Origin of the sequence: Pantoea sp. MT58 (assembly GCF_014495885.1) — a bacterium.
Lineage (GTDB): Bacteria > Pseudomonadota > Gammaproteobacteria > Enterobacterales > Enterobacteriaceae > Pantoea > Pantoea eucalypti.
The window spans coordinates 2944754-2965100 of the sequence record NZ_CP061083.1; the positions used below are offsets into that span (position 1 = coordinate 2944754).

At 54.9% G+C, this 20347-nt stretch carries 18 protein-coding genes and 7 tRNA genes; 23 read left to right on the forward strand and 2 right to left on the reverse strand.

Annotation, left to right across the window (positions count from 1 at the left end; translation table 11 throughout):
* Window positions 1–190 precede the first annotated feature (190 nt).
* The 7 genes from IAI47_RS13905 (at window position 191) to IAI47_RS13935 (ending at window position 854) form a co-directional block, all read left to right on the forward strand.
* Window positions 191–267, forward strand: a tRNA-Met gene (locus IAI47_RS13905).
* 9 nt (window positions 268–276) lie between these two features.
* Window positions 277–361, forward strand: a tRNA-Leu gene (locus IAI47_RS13910).
* A gap of 22 nt (window positions 362–383) precedes the next feature.
* Window positions 384–458: transfer RNA gene (locus tag IAI47_RS13915), tRNA-Gln, on the forward strand.
* A 35-nt stretch (window positions 459–493) separates the two neighbouring features.
* Window positions 494–568: transfer RNA gene (locus IAI47_RS13920), tRNA-Gln, on the forward strand.
* A gap of 24 nt (window positions 569–592) precedes the next feature.
* A tRNA-Met gene (locus IAI47_RS13925) sits at window positions 593–669 on the forward strand.
* Between the two features lie 6 nt (window positions 670–675).
* A tRNA-Gln gene (locus IAI47_RS13930) sits at window positions 676–750 on the forward strand.
* Between the two features lie 29 nt (window positions 751–779).
* Window positions 780–854: transfer RNA gene (locus IAI47_RS13935), tRNA-Gln, on the forward strand.
* A 112-nt stretch (window positions 855–966) separates the two neighbouring features.
* On the opposite strand, the gene ubiF is transcribed toward IAI47_RS13935, so the two are convergent.
* On the reverse strand, window positions 967–2139 hold the full coding sequence (gene ubiF, locus IAI47_RS13940; RefSeq protein ID WP_003853990.1) for a 3-demethoxyubiquinol 3-hydroxylase: 1173 nt from the start codon (window positions 2137–2139) through the stop codon (window positions 967–969).
* Between the two features lie 172 nt (window positions 2140–2311).
* Here ubiF and miaB point away from each other — a divergent pair, with 172 nt between their 5' ends.
* The 9 genes from miaB (at window position 2312) to IAI47_RS13985 (ending at window position 11904) form a co-directional block, all read left to right on the forward strand.
* A complete protein-coding gene (gene miaB, locus IAI47_RS13945) occupies window positions 2312–3736 on the forward strand; it encodes a tRNA (N6-isopentenyl adenosine(37)-C2)-methylthiotransferase MiaB (RefSeq protein WP_003853992.1) in 1425 nt (474 codons plus the stop codon).
* A 209-nt stretch (window positions 3737–3945) separates the two neighbouring features.
* A complete protein-coding gene (locus IAI47_RS13950; protein ID WP_003853995.1) occupies window positions 3946–5007 on the forward strand; it encodes a PhoH family protein in 1062 nt (353 codons plus the stop codon).
* Window positions 5004–5477, forward strand: coding sequence for an rRNA maturation RNase YbeY (ybeY, locus tag IAI47_RS13955; protein ID WP_003853997.1), 474 nt, complete (start codon window positions 5004–5006; stop codon window positions 5475–5477). The genes IAI47_RS13950 and ybeY overlap by 4 nt, the downstream gene beginning before the upstream one ends.
* Before the next feature lie 82 nt (window positions 5478–5559).
* A complete protein-coding gene (gene corC, locus IAI47_RS13960; RefSeq protein ID WP_008925004.1) occupies window positions 5560–6441 on the forward strand; it encodes a CNNM family magnesium/cobalt transport protein CorC in 882 nt (293 codons plus the stop codon).
* A gap of 4 nt (window positions 6442–6445) precedes the next feature.
* Complete coding sequence (lnt, locus tag IAI47_RS13965) at window positions 6446–7969, forward strand: apolipoprotein N-acyltransferase (RefSeq protein ID WP_008925003.1); 1524 nt, start codon at window positions 6446–6448, stop codon at window positions 7967–7969.
* A gap of 609 nt (window positions 7970–8578) precedes the next feature.
* Window positions 8579–9475, forward strand: coding sequence for an amino acid ABC transporter substrate-binding protein (locus IAI47_RS13970; RefSeq protein ID WP_003854004.1), 897 nt, complete (start codon window positions 8579–8581; stop codon window positions 9473–9475).
* 285 nt (window positions 9476–9760) lie between these two features.
* Window positions 9761–10501: an amino acid ABC transporter permease gene (locus IAI47_RS13975; RefSeq protein WP_003854005.1), complete on the forward strand. Its 741-nt coding sequence runs from the start codon at window positions 9761–9763 to the stop codon at window positions 10499–10501.
* Window positions 10501–11178 carry a glutamate/aspartate ABC transporter permease GltK gene (gene gltK, locus IAI47_RS13980; protein WP_003854008.1) on the forward strand — a complete coding sequence of 226 codons (678 nt, stop codon included), beginning with the start codon at window positions 10501–10503 and terminating at the stop codon, window positions 11176–11178. Before IAI47_RS13975 ends, gltK begins: the two co-directional genes overlap by 1 nt.
* Entirely contained in the window at window positions 11179–11904 is a 726-nt protein-coding gene (locus IAI47_RS13985; RefSeq protein ID WP_003854011.1) for an amino acid ABC transporter ATP-binding protein, read from the forward strand. It abuts the gene before it with no gap.
* 45 nt (window positions 11905–11949) lie between these two features.
* On the opposite strand, the gene IAI47_RS13990 is transcribed toward IAI47_RS13985, so the two are convergent.
* Entirely contained in the window at window positions 11950–12432 is a 483-nt protein-coding gene (locus IAI47_RS13990; RefSeq protein WP_003854013.1) for a zinc ribbon-containing protein, read from the reverse strand.
* A 222-nt stretch (window positions 12433–12654) separates the two neighbouring features.
* Here IAI47_RS13990 and leuS point away from each other — a divergent pair, with 222 nt between their 5' ends.
* The 7 genes from leuS (at window position 12655) to mrdA (ending at window position 20339) form a co-directional block, all read left to right on the forward strand.
* Window positions 12655–15237, forward strand: coding sequence for a leucine--tRNA ligase (gene leuS, locus IAI47_RS13995; protein ID WP_008925002.1), 2583 nt, complete (start codon window positions 12655–12657; stop codon window positions 15235–15237).
* A gap of 14 nt (window positions 15238–15251) precedes the next feature.
* Window positions 15252–15851 carry an LPS assembly lipoprotein LptE gene (lptE, locus tag IAI47_RS14000; RefSeq protein ID WP_003854016.1) on the forward strand — a complete coding sequence of 200 codons (600 nt, stop codon included), beginning with the start codon at window positions 15252–15254 and terminating at the stop codon, window positions 15849–15851.
* Window positions 15848–16879: a DNA polymerase III subunit delta gene (holA, locus tag IAI47_RS14005; RefSeq protein WP_008925001.1), complete on the forward strand. Its 1032-nt coding sequence runs from the start codon at window positions 15848–15850 to the stop codon at window positions 16877–16879. The genes lptE and holA overlap by 4 nt, the downstream gene beginning before the upstream one ends.
* Window positions 16872–17516 carry a nicotinate-nucleotide adenylyltransferase gene (nadD, locus tag IAI47_RS14010; protein WP_008925000.1) on the forward strand — a complete coding sequence of 215 codons (645 nt, stop codon included), beginning with the start codon at window positions 16872–16874 and terminating at the stop codon, window positions 17514–17516. Before holA ends, nadD begins: the two co-directional genes overlap by 8 nt.
* Window positions 17517–17608: 92 nt before the next feature.
* Entirely contained in the window at window positions 17609–17926 is a 318-nt protein-coding gene (rsfS, locus tag IAI47_RS14015) for a ribosome silencing factor (protein WP_003854023.1), read from the forward strand.
* Between the two features lie 3 nt (window positions 17927–17929).
* The gene (gene rlmH / locus IAI47_RS14020; RefSeq protein WP_008103678.1) at window positions 17930–18400 is read left to right on the forward strand and encodes a 23S rRNA (pseudouridine(1915)-N(3))-methyltransferase RlmH; all 471 of its coding nucleotides are present in this window, start codon (window positions 17930–17932) and stop codon (window positions 18398–18400) included.
* A gap of 34 nt (window positions 18401–18434) precedes the next feature.
* On the forward strand, window positions 18435–20339 hold the full coding sequence (gene mrdA / locus IAI47_RS14025) for a peptidoglycan DD-transpeptidase MrdA (protein WP_003854026.1): 1905 nt from the start codon (window positions 18435–18437) through the stop codon (window positions 20337–20339).
* Window positions 20340–20347 lie beyond the last annotated feature (8 nt).

The following is a 20347-nucleotide window of genomic DNA, read 5'->3' on the forward strand; positions in this document are numbered from 1 at the left end:
GCTGCGGCCCATTTTTTTTACGATTAGCGTTGTATTCACTGAAAAATTGCCGAATAAACCGCCAGGCTGGTTATAAGCCAGTCAAACAGCAATTATCTGGCAAAAAACGGTAAAAAACTTGTTGACGCTGTCTGGTCAACTCCGCATAATGCGCCCCGCAACGCCGATGAAGGTAACGCGAAAAAAAGATGGCTACGTAGCTCAGCTGGTTAGAGCACAGCACTCATAATGCTGGGGTCACAGGTTCGATTCCCGTCGTAGCCACCATCTTTTTTTGCGGGAGTGGCGAAATTGGTAGACGCACCAGATTTAGGTTCTGGCGCCGCAAGGTGTGCGAGTTCAAGTCTCGCCTCCCGCACCATTTCATTATTCGGCAGCGTGGATGGGATATCGCCAAGCGGTAAGGCACCGGTTTTTGATACCGGCATTCCCTGGTTCGAATCCAGGTATCCCAGCCAATTTCGATGATTCTTGTATGCTGAGAACGGACGAATGGGATATCGCCAAGCGGTAAGGCACCGGTTTTTGATACCGGCATTCCCTGGTTCGAATCCAGGTATCCCAGCCATCATTGAAAAATGCAGTACAATTAGGCTACGTAGCTCAGCTGGTTAGAGCACAGCACTCATAATGCTGGGGTCACAGGTTCGATTCCCGTCGTAGCCACCATATAATTGGGGTGTCGCCAAGCGGTAAGGCACTGGTTTCTGATACCAGCATTCCGGGGTTCGAATCCCTGCACCCCAGCCATACAAAGACAATTTGAAAAACACCATTATTGGGGTGTCGCCAAGCGGTAAGGCACTGGTTTCTGATACCAGCATTCCGGGGTTCGAATCCCTGCACCCCAGCCAAATTGCACAACCAGGCCCGCTTTTGCGGGCTTTGTTGTTTTTGTCCCTTCTGAAACGTTCCACGCTTCCTGATTGCCGGCCCGCCCTGCGGCGAGCCTCAATGCGCAATGGTCTATAAACCCAGTGCGTATCGTAATACCTGTCGCTTCAGGACACCGGAATGCTCGGCAGCAATCAGTCCGAGATTACGCGCGAAGCGCAGTGGTGCCAGCTGATTGCTGAAAGCAAAGTAAAAGAGATCCATTCCGCCCTGCATCAGCATATTGTCTTTACGACGCTGCCGGTGATAGCGCTGCAATATCCGCTCTGACGCCCAGTCTTCCGCCGCACCGCGTGCGCTGACCAGCACCTCAATCAACGCATCAATATCGCGATAGCCAAGATTCACGCCCTGCCCGGCCAGCGGGTTAATGGTATGCGCGGCATCGCCAACCAGCGCCAGTCCTGGCAGGACATAGCGTGAAGCATGGCGACGCACCAGCGGAAAACCCCCTGCCGCATGGGCTTTGAAACGTCCCAGCCGCGCCGGGAAGTGGCTGGCAATCTCTTTTTCCAGCTGGGCCATCGGCATCGTCTGCAGCTGACGCACTCTTGCAGGCGCGTCGTACCAGACCAGTGAGGCGCGATTGCCATACAGCGGCAGGAAGGCGCGCGGCCCCTGCGGCGTAAAGTGCTGCCAGGTGGCATCTCCTGCCGGATGTTCGCAGGTCACGCTGATCAGTAAACAGGACTGCGCATAGCTCCAGCCATGAATCCCGATTCCGGCCATCTGCCGCACCTGTGAGTTCGCACCATCTGCGCCAACCACCAGCCGGGTGTGTAAGGCCACGCCGTCGTTAAGATCAACGCGCCAGCCGCCATTTTCTGGCTGCAGATTTTCCAGCGTGGCCGGACAATAGCAGGTCACGCCCAGCGACTGCATCTCCTCCCACAACGCCCGCTGAAGCACGCTGTTCTCAACCATAAAACCCAGTTCAGGTAAGCCCAGCGAGGCAGCATCAAAACTTACCTGCGCCGCTTGCCACTCCCAGGTTTCCAGTCGCCGATAGGGCGCGCTGCGCATCGCGTCTACCCGCGGCCAGACGTTAAGTTGCTTCAGTAACGCTACCGAGGAGGATCCGATCGCTGAAATTCGCAAATCGGGATCGCTGTCGGCCTCAAATGGAGCGGGTTCGGCACGCTCAATGACCGCCACGCGAAAATGTTGCTGTGTCAGTCCACAGGCCAGCGCAGCACCGACCATGCCACCGCCGACAATCACGACATCAAACTGATTATCCTGCATTGCTTATATCCCTCTCTTATTCCCGCCAGCCTGCGCAACACGGGTCTGAATAGAGCAAAGTGTACCGGAAAACCCGAAGGCTGGCAGAAAAGCCCTCAGGCTGGTCACAACAGCATCAAAGCATTACAATACGCGCCCCTCACTTCACTGCACTGAATCAATGGCTAGCGCGATGACAAAAAAACTGCATATCAAAACCTGGGGATGTCAGATGAATGAGTATGATTCATCCAAGATGTCTGATCTGCTGAACACGACGCACGGCTACACGCTGACCGAGGTCCCTGAAGAGGCGGATATCCTGCTGCTTAACACCTGTTCTATTCGTGAAAAAGCGCAGGAGAAAGTGTTCCACCTGCTGGGACGCTGGAGAAAACTCAAAGAGCGCAATCCGGATGTCATTATCGGCGTTGGCGGCTGCGTCGCGTCGCAGGAAGGGGACCATATTCGCCAGCGTGCTCCCTGCGTCGATATCGTTTTTGGTCCGCAGACACTCCATCGTCTGCCGGAAATGATTAACACCGTGCGCGGCACCAAAAGTCCGGTGGTCGACATCAGTTTCCCGGAAATTGAGAAATTCGATCGCCTGCCGGATCCGCGCGCAGAAGGTCCCACAGCCTTTGTTTCTATCATGGAAGGCTGCAACAAATATTGTACTTTCTGCGTGGTTCCTTACACACGCGGCGAGGAAGTGAGCCGTCCCAGCGATGACATTTTGCTGGAAATCGCGCAGCTGGCGGCGCAGGGTGTGCGTGAAGTTAACCTGCTTGGCCAGAACGTCAACGCGTATCGTGGCGCCACCTTTGACGGTGAGATCTGTACCTTCGCCGAGCTGCTGCGCCTGGTCGCTGCTATCGACGGTATCGACCGTATTCGTTTCACCACCAGCCACCCGATTGAGTTTACTGACGACATTATCGAGGTCTACCGCGATACCCCGGAGCTGGTGAGTTTCCTGCATCTGCCCGTTCAGAGTGGATCGGACCGTATTCTGACGCTGATGAAGCGTGCGCACACCGCGCTGGAATATAAGGCGATTATCCGCAAGCTGCGCGCAGCGCGGCCCGATATTGAGATCAGTTCTGACTTCATCATCGGCTTCCCGGGTGAAACGCAGCAGGATTTCGAGCAGACCATGAAGCTTATCGCCGAGATCAATTTCGATGTCAGCTTCAGCTTTGTCTACTCTGCCCGTCCTGGCACGCCAGCCGCTGACCTGCCGGATGATGTCAGCGAAGAGGAGAAAAAGCAGCGTCTGTGGATCCTCCAGGACCGCATTAACCAGCAGGCGCAGGCGATCAGTCGCCGCATGGTGGGCACCGTGCAGCGTATTCTGGTAGAAGGCATCTCCCGCAAGAACGTCATGGAAGTTTCCGGCCGCACCGAAAATAACCGTGTGGTTAATTTCGAAGGCTCGCCTGAGATGATTGGCCGTTTTGTGGATGTTGAAATTGTCGATGTCTACACCAACTCGCTGCGCGGCAAACTGGTGCGTACCGAAGAAGAGATGGGCCTGCGTATGGCGGAAAGCCCGGCCTCTGTGATTGCCCGTACCCGCAAAGAAAACGAAATCGGCGTGAGCCTGTTCCAGCCGTGATCCCTGCACTACCGGGCGGCAGCGCGCAGCGCGTTGCCGCCAATTTCACGCCGCGACACTTGGTTTATGAAAGTGTCGCCCAAATATCTCTCCTTAAGCTTGCGCCCAGGCGTTACGGCATAAATAATTTCGTTATGGTGCACACGGTTAAGCCCAACGGTGCGTCAGACACATCCCATAACTGGCCCTGAGTGACCCAAAGGATTCGTTTGAATATCGAAACTCGTGAAATCGCCCTTGAACCGGCTGATAACCGTCGACTGATGAGCCTGTGCGGGCCTTTCGACGATAATGTGAAACAGCTTGAGCGTCGTCTGGGCATTGAGATCAATCGTCGCGACAATGTCTTTAAGCTGGTGGGACGTCCACTGTGCGTCAATGCCGCCGCAGATATTCTGAAAACCCTGTATGTCGACACCGCGCCGATGCGTGGTGAGATCCCGGATATTGAGCCTGACCAGATTCACCTGGCCATCAAAGAGAGCCGGGTACTGGAACAAACCGCCGAAAGCGTGCCGGAGTACGGCAAAGCGGTCAATATCAAGACCAAGCGTGGTGTGATTAAGCCACGCACGCCAAACCAGGCGCAGTACATCGCTAACGTGCTCGACCACGACATCACCTTTGGCGTCGGCCCGGCGGGTACCGGTAAAACCTATCTGGCGGTGGCAGCCGCAGTGGATGCCCTGGAGCGTCAGGAGATTCGCCGCATCATGCTGACGCGCCCTGCCGTCGAAGCGGGTGAAAAACTCGGCTTCCTGCCTGGCGATCTGAGCCAGAAAGTCGACCCATATCTGCGTCCGCTCTACGATGCCCTATTTGAAATGCTCGGTTTTGAGCGGGTAGAAAAGCTGATGGAGCGCAACGTCATTGAGGTGGCTCCGCTGGCTTACATGCGTGGTCGTACCCTGAACGATGCGTTTATCATTCTTGATGAGAGCCAGAACACCACCATCGAGCAGATGAAGATGTTCCTGACGCGTATCGGCTTTAACTCCAAAGCGGTAATTACCGGCGACGTCACCCAGATTGACCTGCCACGTCACGTTAAGTCGGGCCTGCGGCATGCCATTGAAGTGCTGGCAGACGTTGAAGAGATTAGCTTTAACTTCTTCCACAGTGAAGATGTGGTGCGCCATCCGGTGGTTGCCCGCATTGTTACCGCCTATGAAGCCTGGGAAGCGGCCGATCAGACCCGTCGCGATCAGCAGGCTGAAGAGCGTAAACGTGAAGCACTGGCTGCACAGAGCACCTCGCAGGAGAGCAAATGAGTGAGGTCATTCTCGACCTGCAGGTCGCCTGTGAGAACACGGCGAACCTGCCGGATGAAAGCCTGTTTCATCGCTGGCTTTCCGCGGCTGTTACCCCTTTTCAGCCCGAAAGCGAAGTCACCGTCCGTCTGGTCGATGAAGCGGAGAGTCATGAGTTAAATCTGACTTATCGCGGCAAAGACAAGCCGACAAATGTGCTCTCCTTCCCGTTTGAAGCACCACCGGGTATTGAGTTACCTCTGCTGGGCGATCTGATCATCTGCCGCCAGGTGGTTGAGCAGGAAGCCGCAGAACAGGGCAAAAGCGTTGAAGCCCACTGGGCGCATATGGTGGTACACGGCACGTTGCATCTGCTGGGTTACGACCATATTGAAGACGACGAAGCGGACGAGATGGAAGGACTGGAGACCGAGATAATGCTTGCTCTTGGGTATCCTGATCCGTACATTTCGGAGAAAGAAGACGCCTGAATCCCGAATTCTGGCTATCCGGCTGTCAGCACGGTGTGCTGACAGCACCTATTCCTCACCAGAGAGATCTATAAAAACCGCCATGAGCGACGACCATTCTCAAAACAGCGATGCACCCAGTAGTAAAAAGGGATTTTTCTCCCTGTTGATCAACCAACTTTTTCACGGTGAACCGAAAAGCCGTGATGAGCTACTGGAGCTGATCCGCGACTCGAATAACAAAGAGCTGATTGACCAGGACACCCGCGACATGCTCGAAGGGGTTCTGGATATTGCGGAGCAGCGCGTGCGTGACATCATGATCCCGCGCTCGCAAATGATCACCCTGAAACGTAATCAGAGCCTCGAAGAGTGTCTGGATGTCATTATCGAATCCGCCCATTCCCGCTTCCCGGTGATCAGCGAAGACAAAGATCATGTGGAAGGGATTCTGATGGCGAAAGATCTGCTGCCGTTTATGAGCAGCGAATCTGAGCCTTTCAGCATTGAGAAAGTCCTGCGTCCTGCGGTGGTTGTGCCTGAAAGTAAGCGCGTTGACCGGATGCTGAAAGAGTTCCGCTCCCAGCGCTACCACATGGCGATCGTTATCGATGAGTTTGGTGGTGTCTCTGGTCTGGTGACCATTGAAGATATTCTGGAGCTGATTGTCGGTGAGATCGAAGATGAGTATGACGATGAAGAAGATCGTGATATCCGTCAGCTCAACCGTCACACCTTTACGGTGCGCGCTCTGACCGCCATTGAAGATTTCAATGAGGTGTTTGGCACGCAGTTCAGTGACGATGAAGTCGATACCATTGGTGGTCTGGTGATGCAGGGCTTCGGCCATCTGCCCGCGCGCGGTGAAAGCATTGAGATTGAGGGTTACCAGTTCAAGGTAGCAATGGCTGACAGCCGCCGCATTATCCAGGTTCACGTGACCATTCCGGAAAACTCGCCACAACCTCAACTGGAAGACGAATAAGTCTATGGCTTTAGCCTCACTCTACCCGCGCCAGCGGGTTCGCCTGCTGCTGGCTTTAATGACGGGTGCGCTGGGCACCCTCGCCTTCTCTCCTTACGATTTCTGGCCCGCCGCACTGCTGTCGCTGTGCGGCTTACAGCTCCTGACCCTCAACCGCTCAAGTCCGCAGGCTGCGGCAATCGGTTTTGTCTGGGGAGTTGGCTTATTCGGCAGCGGCATCAACTGGGTTTACGTCAGTGTCGCCACCTTTGGTGGCATGCCTGGCCCGGTGAATGTCTTTATCGTGGCATTGCTGGCGGCGTATCTGGCGATCTACCCGGCGCTGTTTGCCGGTGTACTGAATCGCATCTGGCCGCGCACAACGCTGTGGCGACTGGCGCTGGCCGCACCGGCTTTGTGGCAGATCACGGAATTCCTGCGCGGCTGGGTGCTGACCGGCTTTCCATGGCTGCAGTTTGGCTACAGCCAGATTGACGGCCCGTTAAAAGGTCTGGCCCCGCTGGCGGGGGTCGAGACCCTGACCTTCCTGCTGATGGTGGTGGCTGGCCTGCTGGCATATGCCCTGCAGCAGCGCAACGTCAGAAGTCTGGTCGCAGCATTGCTGCTGCTGGCCCTGCCGTGGCCGTTGCGCTATATCCAGTGGGTTCAGCCGATGCCCGAGCGTGCCGTCGAAGTGGCGCTGGTGCAGGGAAACATCCCGCAGTCGATGAAGTGGGATCCGCAGCAACTGCTCAACACCCTGCGCATTTATCACGGTCTGAGCCAGCCGCTCATGGGCAAAGCGCCGATTATTATCTGGCCTGAATCGGCGATTACCGATCTGGAAAGTAATCAGCAGCCGTTCCTGCATTCACTGGATGATGAACTGCGTGAACGCGGCAGTTCGCTGGTCACGGGTATCGTAGACTCCCGACTGGAGCAGAACCGCTATCACGATTACAACACCGTGATCGTGCTGGGTGGCAAGACGCCGTACAACTACTTCAGCGGCAATCGTTACCAGAAAAATCACCTGGTGCCATTTGGCGAATTTGTGCCGCTGGCCGATCTGCTGCGTCCGCTGGCTCCGTTCTTTGATCTGCCGATGTCGGCGTTCAGCCGTGGCAACTATCTCCAGCCGCAACTCCGCGTGGCGGGCTATAACCTGACCAGCGCCATTTGTTATGAGATCGTGCTGGGTGAACAGGTGCGGGCCAACTTCCATCCCGACACCAACTTCCTGCTGACCGTTTCGAACGATGCCTGGTTTGGCCACTCTATCGGCCCGTGGCAGCACTTCCAGATGGCGAGGATGCGGGCGCTGGAACTGGGTCGTCCGCTGTTGCGCAGTACCAACAATGGCGTAACTGCAGTGGTGAATGCCAGTGGTGATGTGGAAGCCATGCTGCCGCAATTTACGCGCGATGTCCTGACCAGCAAAGTTACGCCTACGCAGGGAGAAACCCCGTACGCGCGGGCTGGCATCTGGCCTGTCTGGTCACTGACGCTGCTGGCGGCGTTGATTGCCCTGCTGCGCCGACGCCGATAACAGCGCAGAGGCGTCATGGCGAAGCGAATGCTTCGCCTGAGGTTGTTGAAAACGCGCGGTGCTCAGGGAGTAAACGCCTTACGCAGAGACGCAAACACCGCCATCCCTGCCTTGCGCATCGCGGGCCATCTATGGCCCGCGATGCGCTGCTACAGGCGAAAGCTCCCCTCGCTTGACGTTTGTCTGCCGTAGGTGCGAGGTGCAAGTTTCGCCTTTTCTCCTTGTTATTTTCTGATACTCCCACTCCCTGACCGCATACTCTGCTGCCTTTCTCACCCTGCACCGCTTTCTGGCACGATGATTGCAAAATGTTTCACTGTTTTTCGCTAACGGCCTGATTGCAGACGCTGCCGCGAGGCGGATTGCACCAAAACTGTCGCACCTCCTGCACCGTAAACGCGCAGTGTGAGAAATTTGCCTTTTTTTGGTGCGGATCACCTCGCAAAAAAGAAACTTTTTTGTTTCATTGCGTTAACAATCCGCTATGTTAGTGACTCTTCTGCGCCCATTTAATCCGCAGAATGAGCAGAAACGCAGCACAAAACAGACACAACATCATAATCAGCGCAGGTTATATCCTGTGCCTTTTTCATACGAAGGAGTTGGAACATGCAACTACGCAAAGTGGCATTATCTCTTCTGCTGATCGGTGCAGCGGCGGGAGCGGCCCAGGCGGAAGATCTCAGCGGCACCCTGAAGAAAATCAATGACAATGGCGTCATTGTGGTCGGGCATCGCGAATCATCAGTTCCCTTTTCTTATTATGACAACCAGCAAAAAGTCGTCGGCTATTCACAGGATTACTCAAACGCCATTGTGGAAGCCATCAAAGCGAAGCTGAACAAGCCTGACCTGCAGGTCAAAATGATTCCAATCACCTCACAAAACCGTATTCCACTGCTGCAAAACGGCACCTACGATTATGAGTGTGGCTCCACCACCAATAACCTTGAGCGCCAGAAACAGGCGGCTTTCTCTGACACCATTTTTGTCATTGGCACCCGTCTGCTGGTTAAGAAAGATGGCCCGATCAAAGATTTCGCCGACCTGAAAGGCAAAACCGTCGTCGTAACCTCAGGGACTACGTCTGAAGTGCTGCTGCACAAACTCAACGACGAACAGAAACTGGATATGCGCATCATCAGCGCAAAAGATCATGGCGACTCGTTCCGTACACTGGAAACCGGCCGTGCCGTGGCCTTTATGATGGATGATGCCCTGCTGGCTGGCGAACGCGCCAAAGCCAAAAAGCCGGACAACTGGGAAATTTTAGGCACGCCACAGTCTAAAGAGGCCTATGGCTGCATGCTGCGTAAAGATGATCCGCAGTTCAAAGCGCTGGTAGATGAAACCATCGCCAAAGCCCAGACGTCGGGTCAGGCAGAAAAATGGTTCGATACCTGGTTCAAAAAGCCTATTCCGCCTAAGAACCTGAACATGAACTTTGAGCTGTCTGATGACATGAAAGCGCTGTTCAAAACGCCAAACGACAAAGCACTCAATTAACAAAAAAATACCCAATGGATTTCAGGTCACATTGAGTCGGCAGGAGAGCATGCATCCCGGGGAACTTACTCAGGTAGATGATTCGGATGCGTGGACATACATAGCCAACAAAATGCAGCCTGAAAGACGGCGGGTATAACAAGGGCGGCCTGGCTGCCCTCTCGATTGCTGAAACCGCGGCATGGACAGACAGACTGACACGGGTCGTTCCCCTGCGTCAGGACATAAAACGCCGTTCATCAATCTTCAGGGTAGCTTAGCTACCCTTTTTTTCCGGAGCTCGTTATGGGTATCGATTGGAACTGGGGCATATTTCTCGAACAGGCCCCGTTCGGTAACACGACCTACCTCGGCTGGCTGTGGTCCGGTTTTCAGGTGACGATAGCCGTCTCCTGCTGCGCCTGGATTATCGCTTTCTGCGTGGGTTCATTTTTTGGCATTCTGCGCACCGTGCCTAATCGCCTGCTGTCGACCATTGGCACCTGCTATGTCGAACTGTTTCGTAACATCCCGCTGATCGTCCAGTTCTTCTTCTGGTATCTGGTGGCGCCCGAGCTGGTGGGCGAGAATCTCGGCATGTGGTTTAAGTCTGAGCTGGACCCCAACATTCAGTTCTTCCTCTCTTCCATGATCTGTCTCGGCCTGTTTACCGCCGCCCGCGTTTGCGAGCAGGTGCGCGCGGCGATTCAGTCACTGCCGAGTGGACAGAAGAATGCTGGCCTGGCGATGGGATTAACCCTGCCGCAGACTTACCGCTATGTATTGCTGCCGAATGCGTATCGCGTGATTGTTCCGCCGATGACCTCGGAAATGCTGAACCTGGTCAAGAACTCCGCTATCGCCTCCACCATTGGTCTGGTGGATATGGCAGCACAGGCGGGCAAGTTGCTCGACTATTCTGCTCACGCCTATGAATCCTTTACCGCCATTACGCTGGCCTACGTCGCGATTAACCTGGTGATTATGTTGTTGATGAGTCTGGTCGAGCGCAAAGTCCGGCTGCCAGGCAATGCGGGAGGCAAGTAATGTACGACTTTGACTGGAGTTCGATTGCGCCCAGCCTGCCCTATCTGCTTAACGGCTTAGTGATTACCTTTAAGATCACGATTACCGCCGTGGTTTTCGGCATTCTTTGGGGCACCCTGCTGGCGGTAATGCGTCTGTCGACCTTTAAGCCCATCAGCTGGTTCGCCAAAATTTATGTCAACCTGTTCCGCTCAGTACCGCTGGTGATGGTGCTGCTGTGGTTCTATCTGGTGGTGCCGAGTTTCCTGCAACAGGTGCTGGGCCTGTCGCCTAAAACCGATATCCGCCTGATTTCAGCCATGGTCGCCTTTTCACTGTTCGAAGCGGCGTACTACTCAGAGATCATTCGTGCCGGCATCATCAGTATCTCACGCGGCCAGGGTAATGCCGCGCTGGCGCTGGGTATGACGCAGTGGCAGGCCATGAAACTGATTATTCTGCCGCAGGCATTCCGGGCCATGGTTCCGCTGTTACTGACGCAGGGTATCGTGCTGTTCCAGGATACCTCTCTGGTTTATGTGTTAAGCCTGGCGGACTTCTTCCGTACCGCGTCGACTATCGGTGAGCGCGACGGCACCCAGGTTGAAATGGTTCTGTTTGCAGGTCTGGTCTACTTCGTTATCAGCCTGAGCGCATCGCTGTTGGTCAGCTATCTAAAAAGAAAAAGGACGGTTTAAATGATTAGCCTGAAAAATGTTTCTAAGTGGTATGGTCACTTTCAGGTGCTGACCGACTGCTCAACCGAAGTCAAAACCGGTGAAGTGGTGGTAGTGTGCGGCCCGTCCGGCTCCGGTAAATCGACGCTCATCAAAACCGTGAACGGACTTGAGCCCGTTCAGCAGGGTGTGATTTCCGTCAACGGCACCGAAGTGAACAACAAAAAAACCAATCTGGCGCAGCTTCGCAGTCAGGTCGGAATGGTATTCCAGCACTTCGAGCTGTTCCCGCATTTGAGCATTATTAACAATCTGGTGCTGGCGCAGGTAAAAGTGCTGAAGCGAGACAAAGCGGCGGCCCGCGATAAAGGGCTGAAGCTGCTGAAGCGTGTGGGACTGTCAGCCCATGCGGAGAAGTTTCCTGGCCAGCTCTCCGGCGGTCAGCAGCAGCGCGTGGCAATTGCGCGTGCGCTCTGCATGGATCCTATTGCGATGCTGTTTGATGAACCGACCTCCGCGCTGGATCCGGAAATGATCAATGAAGTGCTGGATGTGATGGTTGAACTGGCGCAGGAAGGGATGACGATGATGGTGGTGACACACGAGATGGGCTTTGCCCGTAAAGTCGCCAATCGCGTGATCTTTATGGATGAAGGGAAAATTATCGAAGACACCAACAAAGATGACTTCTTTAATAATCCGCAGTCTGACCGCGCTAAAGATTTCCTCGCTAAAATTCTGCACTAAACAACGTATGCGGGTCACTCAATGTGGCCCGCATAATGTTTGTTATCAGGGTTCAAAAGGCTGACGCTGGAACTGATCGTGGCCGCATTCCGGACAACGGGATAAGGTCTCAGGCGTATAGATTGCCCGGGTAAACTGGCACTTTTCACACACCAGATTGCCAAGACCTACCACTTCACCGCTCTGATAGACACCATGGTGATGCAGATCCTGAAAGACCTCACGCCACTCCAGCTGACTTTTATCCGTAATATCCGCCAGCTCTTTCCAGACGCTCTCGCGGATAATGCGCATAAACAGTGAGTCCGCCAGCGGTTCTTCAGCATCGCTGTAACTTCGGGCAAACTCGCCTAAATCACGGCGCACCGAACGCAGCGCCTGGTCAATCTCACTTTCTGACATATCATCGCGCACCAGCAACTGACTTCGCCGCCCGGCAATCAGCTCATCAAGGTTACGATCGCCCTGACGAAGACGTTCAGTCAATACGGCTAACGACTCGCGATACTCCTGAGCCACTTTATTCATTTTGTTCTCCTTTATGCAGACCCTCGCTGACTTAAGTTTAGTCGTAATGTTGCTTTTGCCGTGTCGTCTGTACAGTGAATTACAAAAGGGTGAAGAGGCTGACGCTTTCGGCAGAAATCGTGCCAGCAAAAGTGGGAAGTGTTGTTGATACGCGGCCTTATGGGTATGCTATGCGGATCTTAGAGCCAGAAAAATGTTTTTCATAAAGGACCACAGGCAGCCATGCAAGAGCAATACCGCCCGGAAGAAATTGAATCCCGTGTGCAGCAGCACTGGGATGAAAACGAAACGTTTAAAGTGACTGAGCAGGAAGGTAAAGAGAAATACTATTGCCTCTCCATGTTGCCCTATCCTTCTGGCCGCCTGCACATGGGTCACGTTCGTAACTACACCATCGGCGACGTAATCGCGCGCTATCAGCGTATGCTCGGCAAAAACGTGCTACAGCCGATTGGCTGGGATGCTTTCGGCCTGCCTGCAGAAGGCGCTGCGGTTAAAAACAATACTGCACCTGCCCCGTGGACTTACGACAACATCGCCTACATGAAAAACCAGCTCAAACTGCTGGGTTTTGGCTATGACTGGAGTCGTGAACTGGCCACCTGCCAGCCTGAGTACTACCGCTGGGAACAGTGGTTCTTTACCAAACTGTATGAAAAAGGCCTGGTCTATAAAAAAACCTCCGCAGTGAACTGGTGCCCGAACGATCAGACGGTGCTGGCGAACGAGCAGGTGATCGATGGCTGTTGCTGGCGCTGCGACACCAAAGTTGAGCGTAAAGAGATCCCGCAGTGGTTTATCAAAATCACCGATTATGCGGAAGAGTTGCTGAACGATCTGGATACGCTGGAAGAGTGGCCTGAACAGGTCAAAACCATGCAGCGTAACTGGATTGGTCGTTCTGAAGGCGTCGAAATCACTTTCGACGTGGCAGAGAGCGAAGAGAAAGTTACTGTCTACACCACCCGCCCGGATACCTTTATCGGCGCAACCTATGTGGCTGTCGCAGCAGGTCATCCTTTGGCCACTCAGGCATCAGTCAATAATCCGGCACTGGCTGACTTTATTGCGGAATGCCGTAATACCAAAGTGGCCGAAGCCGATATGGCGACCATGGAGAAGAAAGGCATGGCGACCGGCCTGTCTGTTATTCATCCGCTGACCGGTGAGCTGCTTCCGGTCTGGGTCGCCAACTTCGTCCTGATGGAATACGGCACCGGTGCCGTGATGGCGGTTCCGGCACACGACCAGCGTGACTGGGAGTTTGCCACTAAATACGATCTGTCGATCAAGCCGGTCATCCTCAACCTGGATGGCTCCATTCCTGACGTCAGCGCTGCGGCGATGACGGATAAAGGCGCCCTGTTCAACTCGGGTGAGTTCAACGGCATGGATCACGCAACTGGCTTTAACGCTATCGCGGATTCACTGGCGGCAAAAAGCGTGGGCGTACGTAAAGTGAACTACCGTCTGCGTGACTGGGGTGTTTCCCGTCAGCGCTACTGGGGTGCACCTATCCCGATGGTGACGCTGGAAGATGGCACTGTGATGCCGACACCTGAAGACCAGCTGCCGGTTATCCTGCCGGAAGATGTGGTGATGGATGGCATTACCAGCCCGATCAAAGCGGATCCGGAGTGGGCGAAAACCACAGTAAACGGTCAGCCAGCGCTGCGTGAAACGGACACCTTTGACACCTTTATGGAGTCCTCCTGGTACTATGCGCGTTATACCTGCGCCAGCTACAAGGAAGGCATGCTGGACCCGGCCGCAGCAAACTACTGGCTGCCGGTCGATCAGTATGTGGGTGGTATCGAACACGCCATCATGCACCTGATGTATTTCCGCTTCTTCCACAAGCTGCTGCGTGACGCGGGCCTGGTGAACTCTAATGAGCCAGCAAAACGTCTGCTGTGCCAGGGCATGGTACTTGCTGATGCCTTCTACTACCTGGGCAACAACGGCGAACGTAACTGGGTTTCCCCGGTTGACGTTGAAGTTGAGCGTGACGAGAAAGGCCGCATTATTAAAGCGACCGACACGCAGGGCCGCGACGTGATCTACGCGGGCATGAGCAAAATGTCGAAGTCGAAAAACAACGGCATCGATCCACAGCTGATGGTTGAGCGTTACGGCGCCGATACCGTACGTCTGTTTATGATGTTTGCTTCGCCAGCAGATATGACGCTGGAGTGGCAGGAATCGGGCGTTGAAGGGGCTAACCGCTTCCTGAAACGTGTCTGGAAGCTGGTCTACGAGCACACCTCACAGGGTGCGACCGTGGCACTGGATGTGGACAGCCTGAATGACGAGCAGAAATCGCTGCGTCGTGACCTGCACAAAACCATCGCCAAAGTGGCGGATGATATCGGCCGTCGTCAGACCTTCAACACCGCTATTGCGGCAATCATGGAGCTGATGAACAAGCTGGCCCGCGCTCCGCAGGAGAGCGAGCAGGATCGCGCCCTGATGCAGGAAGCGCTGCTGGCTATCGTCCGTCTGCTCTATCCGTTTACCCCGCACGCCTGCTATGTTCTGTGGCAGACGCTGGGCGGCGAAGGCACCATTGATGAAGCGAGCTGGCCGGTTGCTGATGAAGCCGCTATGGTTGAAGATTCACTGCTGGTGGTGGTACAGGTTAACGGTAAAGTGCGCGGCAAAATCACCGTACCCGCCGATGCAACACAGGAACAGGTTCAGGCACGCGCTGCGCAGGAGCATCTGGTGGCGAAGTACCTGGACGGCGTGACTATCCGTAAAGTCATTTATGTACCGGGCAAACTGCTTAACCTGGTCGTAGGTTAAGTTCAGGAGGAACTGTGCGACATCCGATTATCAGGCTGTTTGTCATGCTGGCGGTGGTGATCACCGCTGGCTGTGGTTTTCATCCGCGCGGCACCACGCAGGTGCCCAGCGAACTGAAAACCCTGATTGTTTCAACCGGCGATCCTTATGGTCCGCTGGCGCGTACTGTACGTCAGCAACTGCGTATCAACGATGTCACCATTGTTGAAGACAGCAAGCAGACCCGTACCGATATTCCGACACTGCGTCTGGGTCCTGAAATGTCAGGGCGTAATACAGCCTCGGTCTTTATCAGCGGCACCACTGCCGAGTATCAGCTGGTGATGACCCTCACTGCGCAGGTGCTGTTGCCGGGCAAAGGTATCTATCCCATCAGCACCACGGTTTATCGTTCGTTCTTCGATAACCCGAATGCGGCGCTGGCAAAAGATGCCGAGCAGGACCTGATTACGCAGGAGATGCGTCAGCGTGCAGCTGAACAGCTGGTTCGTAAGCTGCTGTCGGTGCATGCCGCGCAGATGAACAGCAAAGATACTCTGCCAGCGTCAGTGATTTCGGTGCCGGGTCAGGGTTCACAGGAAGCGCCCTCTTCCTCTGCTACCAGCCTGCAATGATCAGGATTTATCCTGAGCAACTCAGCGCGCAGCTCCGTGAGGGGCTGCGCGCCTGTTATTTGTTAGCCGGTAACGAACCGCTGCTGTTGCAGGAAAGCGCGGATGCCATCCGTGCCGCCGCAACCACACAGGGATTCGACGAACATTTTAGTTTTACGCTGGATGCCCAGACCGACTGGGAGAGCCTGTTCGTCAGCTGCCAGTCACTGAGTCTGTTTGCCCAGCGTCAGACGATGACACTGCAATTCCCCGAGAATGGCCCCAACGCCGCCATGGCCGAGCAGCTGGTTAAGCTCTCTCAGCTGCTGCACGCCGATATTCTGCTGATCTGCCGGATGCCAAAGCTGACCAAAGCGCAGGAAAACAGCGCCTGGTTTAAGGCACTGGCTGCCTCTGCGGTTGTCGTGCCCTGCCAGACGCCAGAGCAGGCACAATTGCCACGCTGGGTGGTAAATCGCGCGAAAGCGCTGAAATTATCCGTGGATGACGCGGCAGTACAGCTGCTGTGTTACTGCTATGAGGGTAATCTGCTGGCGCTGGCGCAGGCGCTGGAGCGGCTCTCACTGCAGTGGCCGGACGGCAAGCTGACACTGCCACGGGTCGAAGAGGCGGTCAGTGATGCCGCGCACTTCACGCCCTTCCACTGGGTGGATGCCCTGCTGGCGGGTAAAAGTCGTCGCGCGCTGCATATCCTGCACCAACTGGAGAAAGAAGAGAGCGAAGTCGTGATTCTGCTGCGTACGCTGCAGCGCGATTTGCTGACGCTGTTGCATCTGCAACGCCATCAGGCCCGGCAACCACTGCGCACGCTGATGGATCAGCAGCGTATCTGGCAAAACCGCCGCGCGCTGTTCACCGACGCACTCCAGCGACTGGATGCCACCCGTCTGCAACGCGCCATTCATCTGCTGAGTCAGATTGAGATCACCCTGAAGCAGGATTATGGTCAGTCAGTGTGGCCGCAGGTACAGACGCTGACGCTGCTGCTCAGCAGTCGCGCTTTTCCGACGAGCTTTGCCCATGTCTGAGTTACACGCACTGTTTGGTGGCACCTTCGATCCGATCCATTTTGGCCATCTGCGCCCGGTGGAAGCGCTGGCTCAACAGACTGGCTTGAAACGGGTGACGCTGCTGCCCAACAATGTGCCCCCGCATCGTCCACAACCGGAAGCGAGCGCGTCTCAGCGGGTTGCTATGCTGCGCTGTGCTATCCATGGCTTACCGCTGTTTGAAATTGATACCCGTGAACTGGAACGCGATACGCCTTCCTGGACCGTGACCACCCTGGAAGCCTGGCGCGCAGAACGCAGTGCAGAGCAGCCGCTGGCCTTTATCATTGGTCAGGATTCCCTGCTGAGCCTGTCCAAATGGCATCGCTGGCAGGATCTGCTGTCACTCTGCCATCTGCTGGTCTGCCAGCGTCCCGGCTATCCGACCCGGTTCGACTCGCCAGAGATGCAGGCGTGGCTTGAGCAACACGTCGCTCGGGATATCCGGCAGCTGCATCAGCAGCCCGCGGGGCATATCTGGCTGGCGGAAACCCCACTCTATGATATTTCGGCGACCGAAATTCGCCGCCGTCGCCATCAAAATCAGCCCTGCGATGACCTGTTACCCGCTGCGGTTATCGACTATATCGACCGCGAAGGCTTATATCGCGACTGATCCGGGCATGCTATACTGCGCCGCTTAATTTTTTGGCTGCACTCTCCGGGCTTACAGCCGGCTCGTTACTACCAGATTCCAAGGGGAACCTTTTGCAAGGTAAAGCACTCCAAGAGTTCGTTATTGATAAGATTGATGATCTTAAAGGCCAGGACATTGTTACCATCGACGTTCAGGGCAAATCCAGCATCACCGATTACATGATCATCTGCACCGGTACCTCCACGCGTCATGTGACTTCGATCGCAGAACACGTTGAGCAGGAATCCCGTTTAGCTGGCCTGATGCCATTAGGCATTGAAGGTAAAAGCGCGGCAGACTGGGTCGTGGTTGATCTGGGCGATGTCATCGTGCATGTGATGCAGGAAGAGAGTCGCCAGCTGTATGAGCTGGAAAAACTCTGGAGCTAATCGGTGAAACTGCAACTCGTTGCCGTCGGCACCAAAATGCCTGACTGGGTGCAGACCGGTTTTATGGAATACCTGCGCCGCTTCCCGAAAGATATGCCGTTTGAGCTGATCGAAGTTACCGCAGGTAAGCGCGGTAAAAATGCTGATATCAAACGCATTCTTGAAAAAGAGGGTGAAGCGATGCTGGCGGCGGTCGGCAAAGGTAATCGCATCGTCACGCTGGATATTCCGGGCCAACCGTGGGAAACCCCGCAGCTGGCACAGCAGCTTGAACGCTGGAAGCTTGATGGTCGCGATGTCAGCCTGCTGATTGGCGGGCCCGAAGGCCTGGCCCCCGCCTGTAAAGCGGCGGCAGAACAGAGCTGGTCACTGTCAGCATTGACGTTGCCCCATCCGCTGGTGCGCGTGCTGGTAGCCGAAAGTCTGTATCGTGCCTGGAGTATAACGACAAATCATCCTTATCATCGTGAATGACCGATCAGCCCACATCAGACATGACAAGTAGCGGATGAAATTACAAAGCAACGCCTTTCGCGATTACAGCGCCGAACAGAAACTCTTTGTCCGTCGGGCGTTTATCGCCTTCGTCGGTATCTTACTGCTCTCGTCAATTCTGGTGGTTAACCTCTACCACCTGCAGATTCTTCGCTTTGATGATTACAGCACCCGCTCTAACCAGAACCGCATCAAACTGGTGCCTGTCGCGCCCAGTCGCGGCATAATTTACGATCGTACCGGCACCCCGCTGGCACTGAACCGCACCATCTATCAGGCTGAACTTGTCCCGGAAAAAGTCGATAACCTGCAACAGACGCTGGAAAACTTACGTCCGGTTCTTGAGCTGACGGATGAAGACCTCGAGAATTTCCAGAAAGAGCGTAAACGCTCACGTCGTTTCACCTCTATCCCGGTTAAAACCGGTCTGAATGAAGTGCAGGTGGCGCGCTTTGCGGTTAATCAGTACCGTTTCCCCGGCGTGGAAGTGAAAGGTTATCAGCGCCGCTACTATCCTTACGGTGCCACGCTGACGCATGTCGTCGGCTACGTGTCAAAAATCAACGACCGTGACGTTGCCCGCCTCGATAAAGAGGGCATATGGCCGAACTATGCCGCAACACACGATATCGGTAAGCTGGGGATTGAAGCGTATTACGAGAGTTTGCTGCACGGCAAAACCGGCTTTGAAGAGGTAGAGGTTAACAATCGTGGCCGCGTTATTCGCCAGTTGCATGAGGAGTCACCTCAGGCTGGGCGTGATATCTATCTGACGATCGATCTCAAACTGCAGCAATATGTCGAGACTCTGCTGGCGGGAAGTCGCGCAGCAGTGGTGGTCAGCGACCCGCGCACCGGCGAAATTCTCGCCATGGTCTCTACGCCGAGCTACGATGCCAACTTATTTGTCGACGGTATTTCCAGTAAGGATTACCGTGGACTGCTGGAAGATGAAAACCGCCCGCTCTACAACCGCGCCATTCAGGCGGCTTACCCACCGGCTTCCACAGTCAAACCTTATGTCGCGGTTTCTGCCATGAGTGCGGGCGTGATCAACCGTAACACCAGTCTGTTTGATCCCGGCTGGTGGCAGCTTCCGGGTTCAGAAAAGCGTTTTCGTGACTGGAAAAAGTGGGGCCACGGCCGTCTGAACGTCACCAAAGCACTGGAAGAGTCTGCTGATACCTTCTTCTATCAGGTCGCCTACGACATGGGTATTGACCGCCTGTCGGAGTGGATGAACAAATTTGGTTATGGCAGCCGTACCGGCATCGATTTGCCGCAGGAGAGCGCCGGTAATATGCCTACCCGCGACTGGAAAATGAAACGGTTTAAAAAGCCGTGGTATCAGGGTGATACCATTCCGGTGGGGATCGGTCAGGGTTACTGGACGGCAACCCCGCTGCAGATGAACAAAGCGATGATGATTTTAATCAATGACGGTGTCGTCAAGGTGCCGCATATGCTGCGTGCTACCCGCGAAGGTCGTACCCTGGTGCCCTATCGTCAGCCGCCTGAGGCCCCGATTGGTGATATCCATTCCGGCTTCTGGGAAATCGCCAAAGATGGCATGTACGGCGTGGCGAATCGCCCTAATGGTACCGCGCACAAGAGTTTTGCTGATGCGCCCTATAAAATCGCCGCCAAGTCCGGTACAGCACAGGTCTTCGGCCTGAAAGAGAACGAAACGTATAACGCCCATAAAATTGCTGAACGATTACGCGACCATAAATTAATGACCGCGTTTGCCCCTTATGACAAACCTCGGGTCGCTGTGACCATTATCCTGGAAAACGGTGGCGCCGGTCCGGCTGTCGGCACCGTCATGCGCCAGATTCTGGATCACATTATGTTGGGTGATAACAATACAGTTCTGCCGGACGCCGCCCCTGTGCCGCCCGGTTATGAAGGTGAATAAACATGTCG

What these genes read in the sequence shown, in the direction of transcription:
- ubiF (WP_003853990.1), bottom strand. Translation starts at nt 2,139, where the DNA reads ATGCAGGATAATCAGTTTGATGTCGTGATTGTCGGCGGTGGCATGGTC.
- miaB (WP_003853992.1), top strand. Translation starts at nt 2,312, where the DNA reads ATGACAAAAAAACTGCATATCAAAACCTGGGGATGTCAGATGAATGAG.
- ybeY (WP_003853997.1), top strand. Translation starts at nt 5,004, where the DNA reads ATGAGTGAGGTCATTCTCGACCTGCAGGTCGCCTGTGAGAACACGGCG.
- corC (WP_008925004.1), top strand. Translation starts at nt 5,560, where the DNA reads ATGAGCGACGACCATTCTCAAAACAGCGATGCACCCAGTAGTAAAAAG.
- lnt (WP_008925003.1), top strand. Translation starts at nt 6,446, where the DNA reads ATGGCTTTAGCCTCACTCTACCCGCGCCAGCGGGTTCGCCTGCTGCTG.
- IAI47_RS13970 (WP_003854004.1), top strand. Translation starts at nt 8,579, where the DNA reads ATGCAACTACGCAAAGTGGCATTATCTCTTCTGCTGATCGGTGCAGCG.
- IAI47_RS13975 (WP_003854005.1), top strand. Translation starts at nt 9,761, where the DNA reads ATGGGTATCGATTGGAACTGGGGCATATTTCTCGAACAGGCCCCGTTC.
- gltK (WP_003854008.1), top strand. Translation starts at nt 10,501, where the DNA reads ATGTACGACTTTGACTGGAGTTCGATTGCGCCCAGCCTGCCCTATCTG.
- IAI47_RS13985 (WP_003854011.1), top strand. Translation starts at nt 11,179, where the DNA reads ATGATTAGCCTGAAAAATGTTTCTAAGTGGTATGGTCACTTTCAGGTG.
- IAI47_RS13990 (WP_003854013.1), bottom strand. Translation starts at nt 12,432, where the DNA reads ATGAATAAAGTGGCTCAGGAGTATCGCGAGTCGTTAGCCGTATTGACT.
- leuS (WP_008925002.1), top strand. Translation starts at nt 12,655, where the DNA reads ATGCAAGAGCAATACCGCCCGGAAGAAATTGAATCCCGTGTGCAGCAG.
- holA (WP_008925001.1), top strand. Translation starts at nt 15,848, where the DNA reads ATGATCAGGATTTATCCTGAGCAACTCAGCGCGCAGCTCCGTGAGGGG.
- nadD (WP_008925000.1), top strand. Translation starts at nt 16,872, where the DNA reads ATGTCTGAGTTACACGCACTGTTTGGTGGCACCTTCGATCCGATCCAT.
- mrdA (WP_003854026.1), top strand. Translation starts at nt 18,435, where the DNA reads ATGAAATTACAAAGCAACGCCTTTCGCGATTACAGCGCCGAACAGAAA.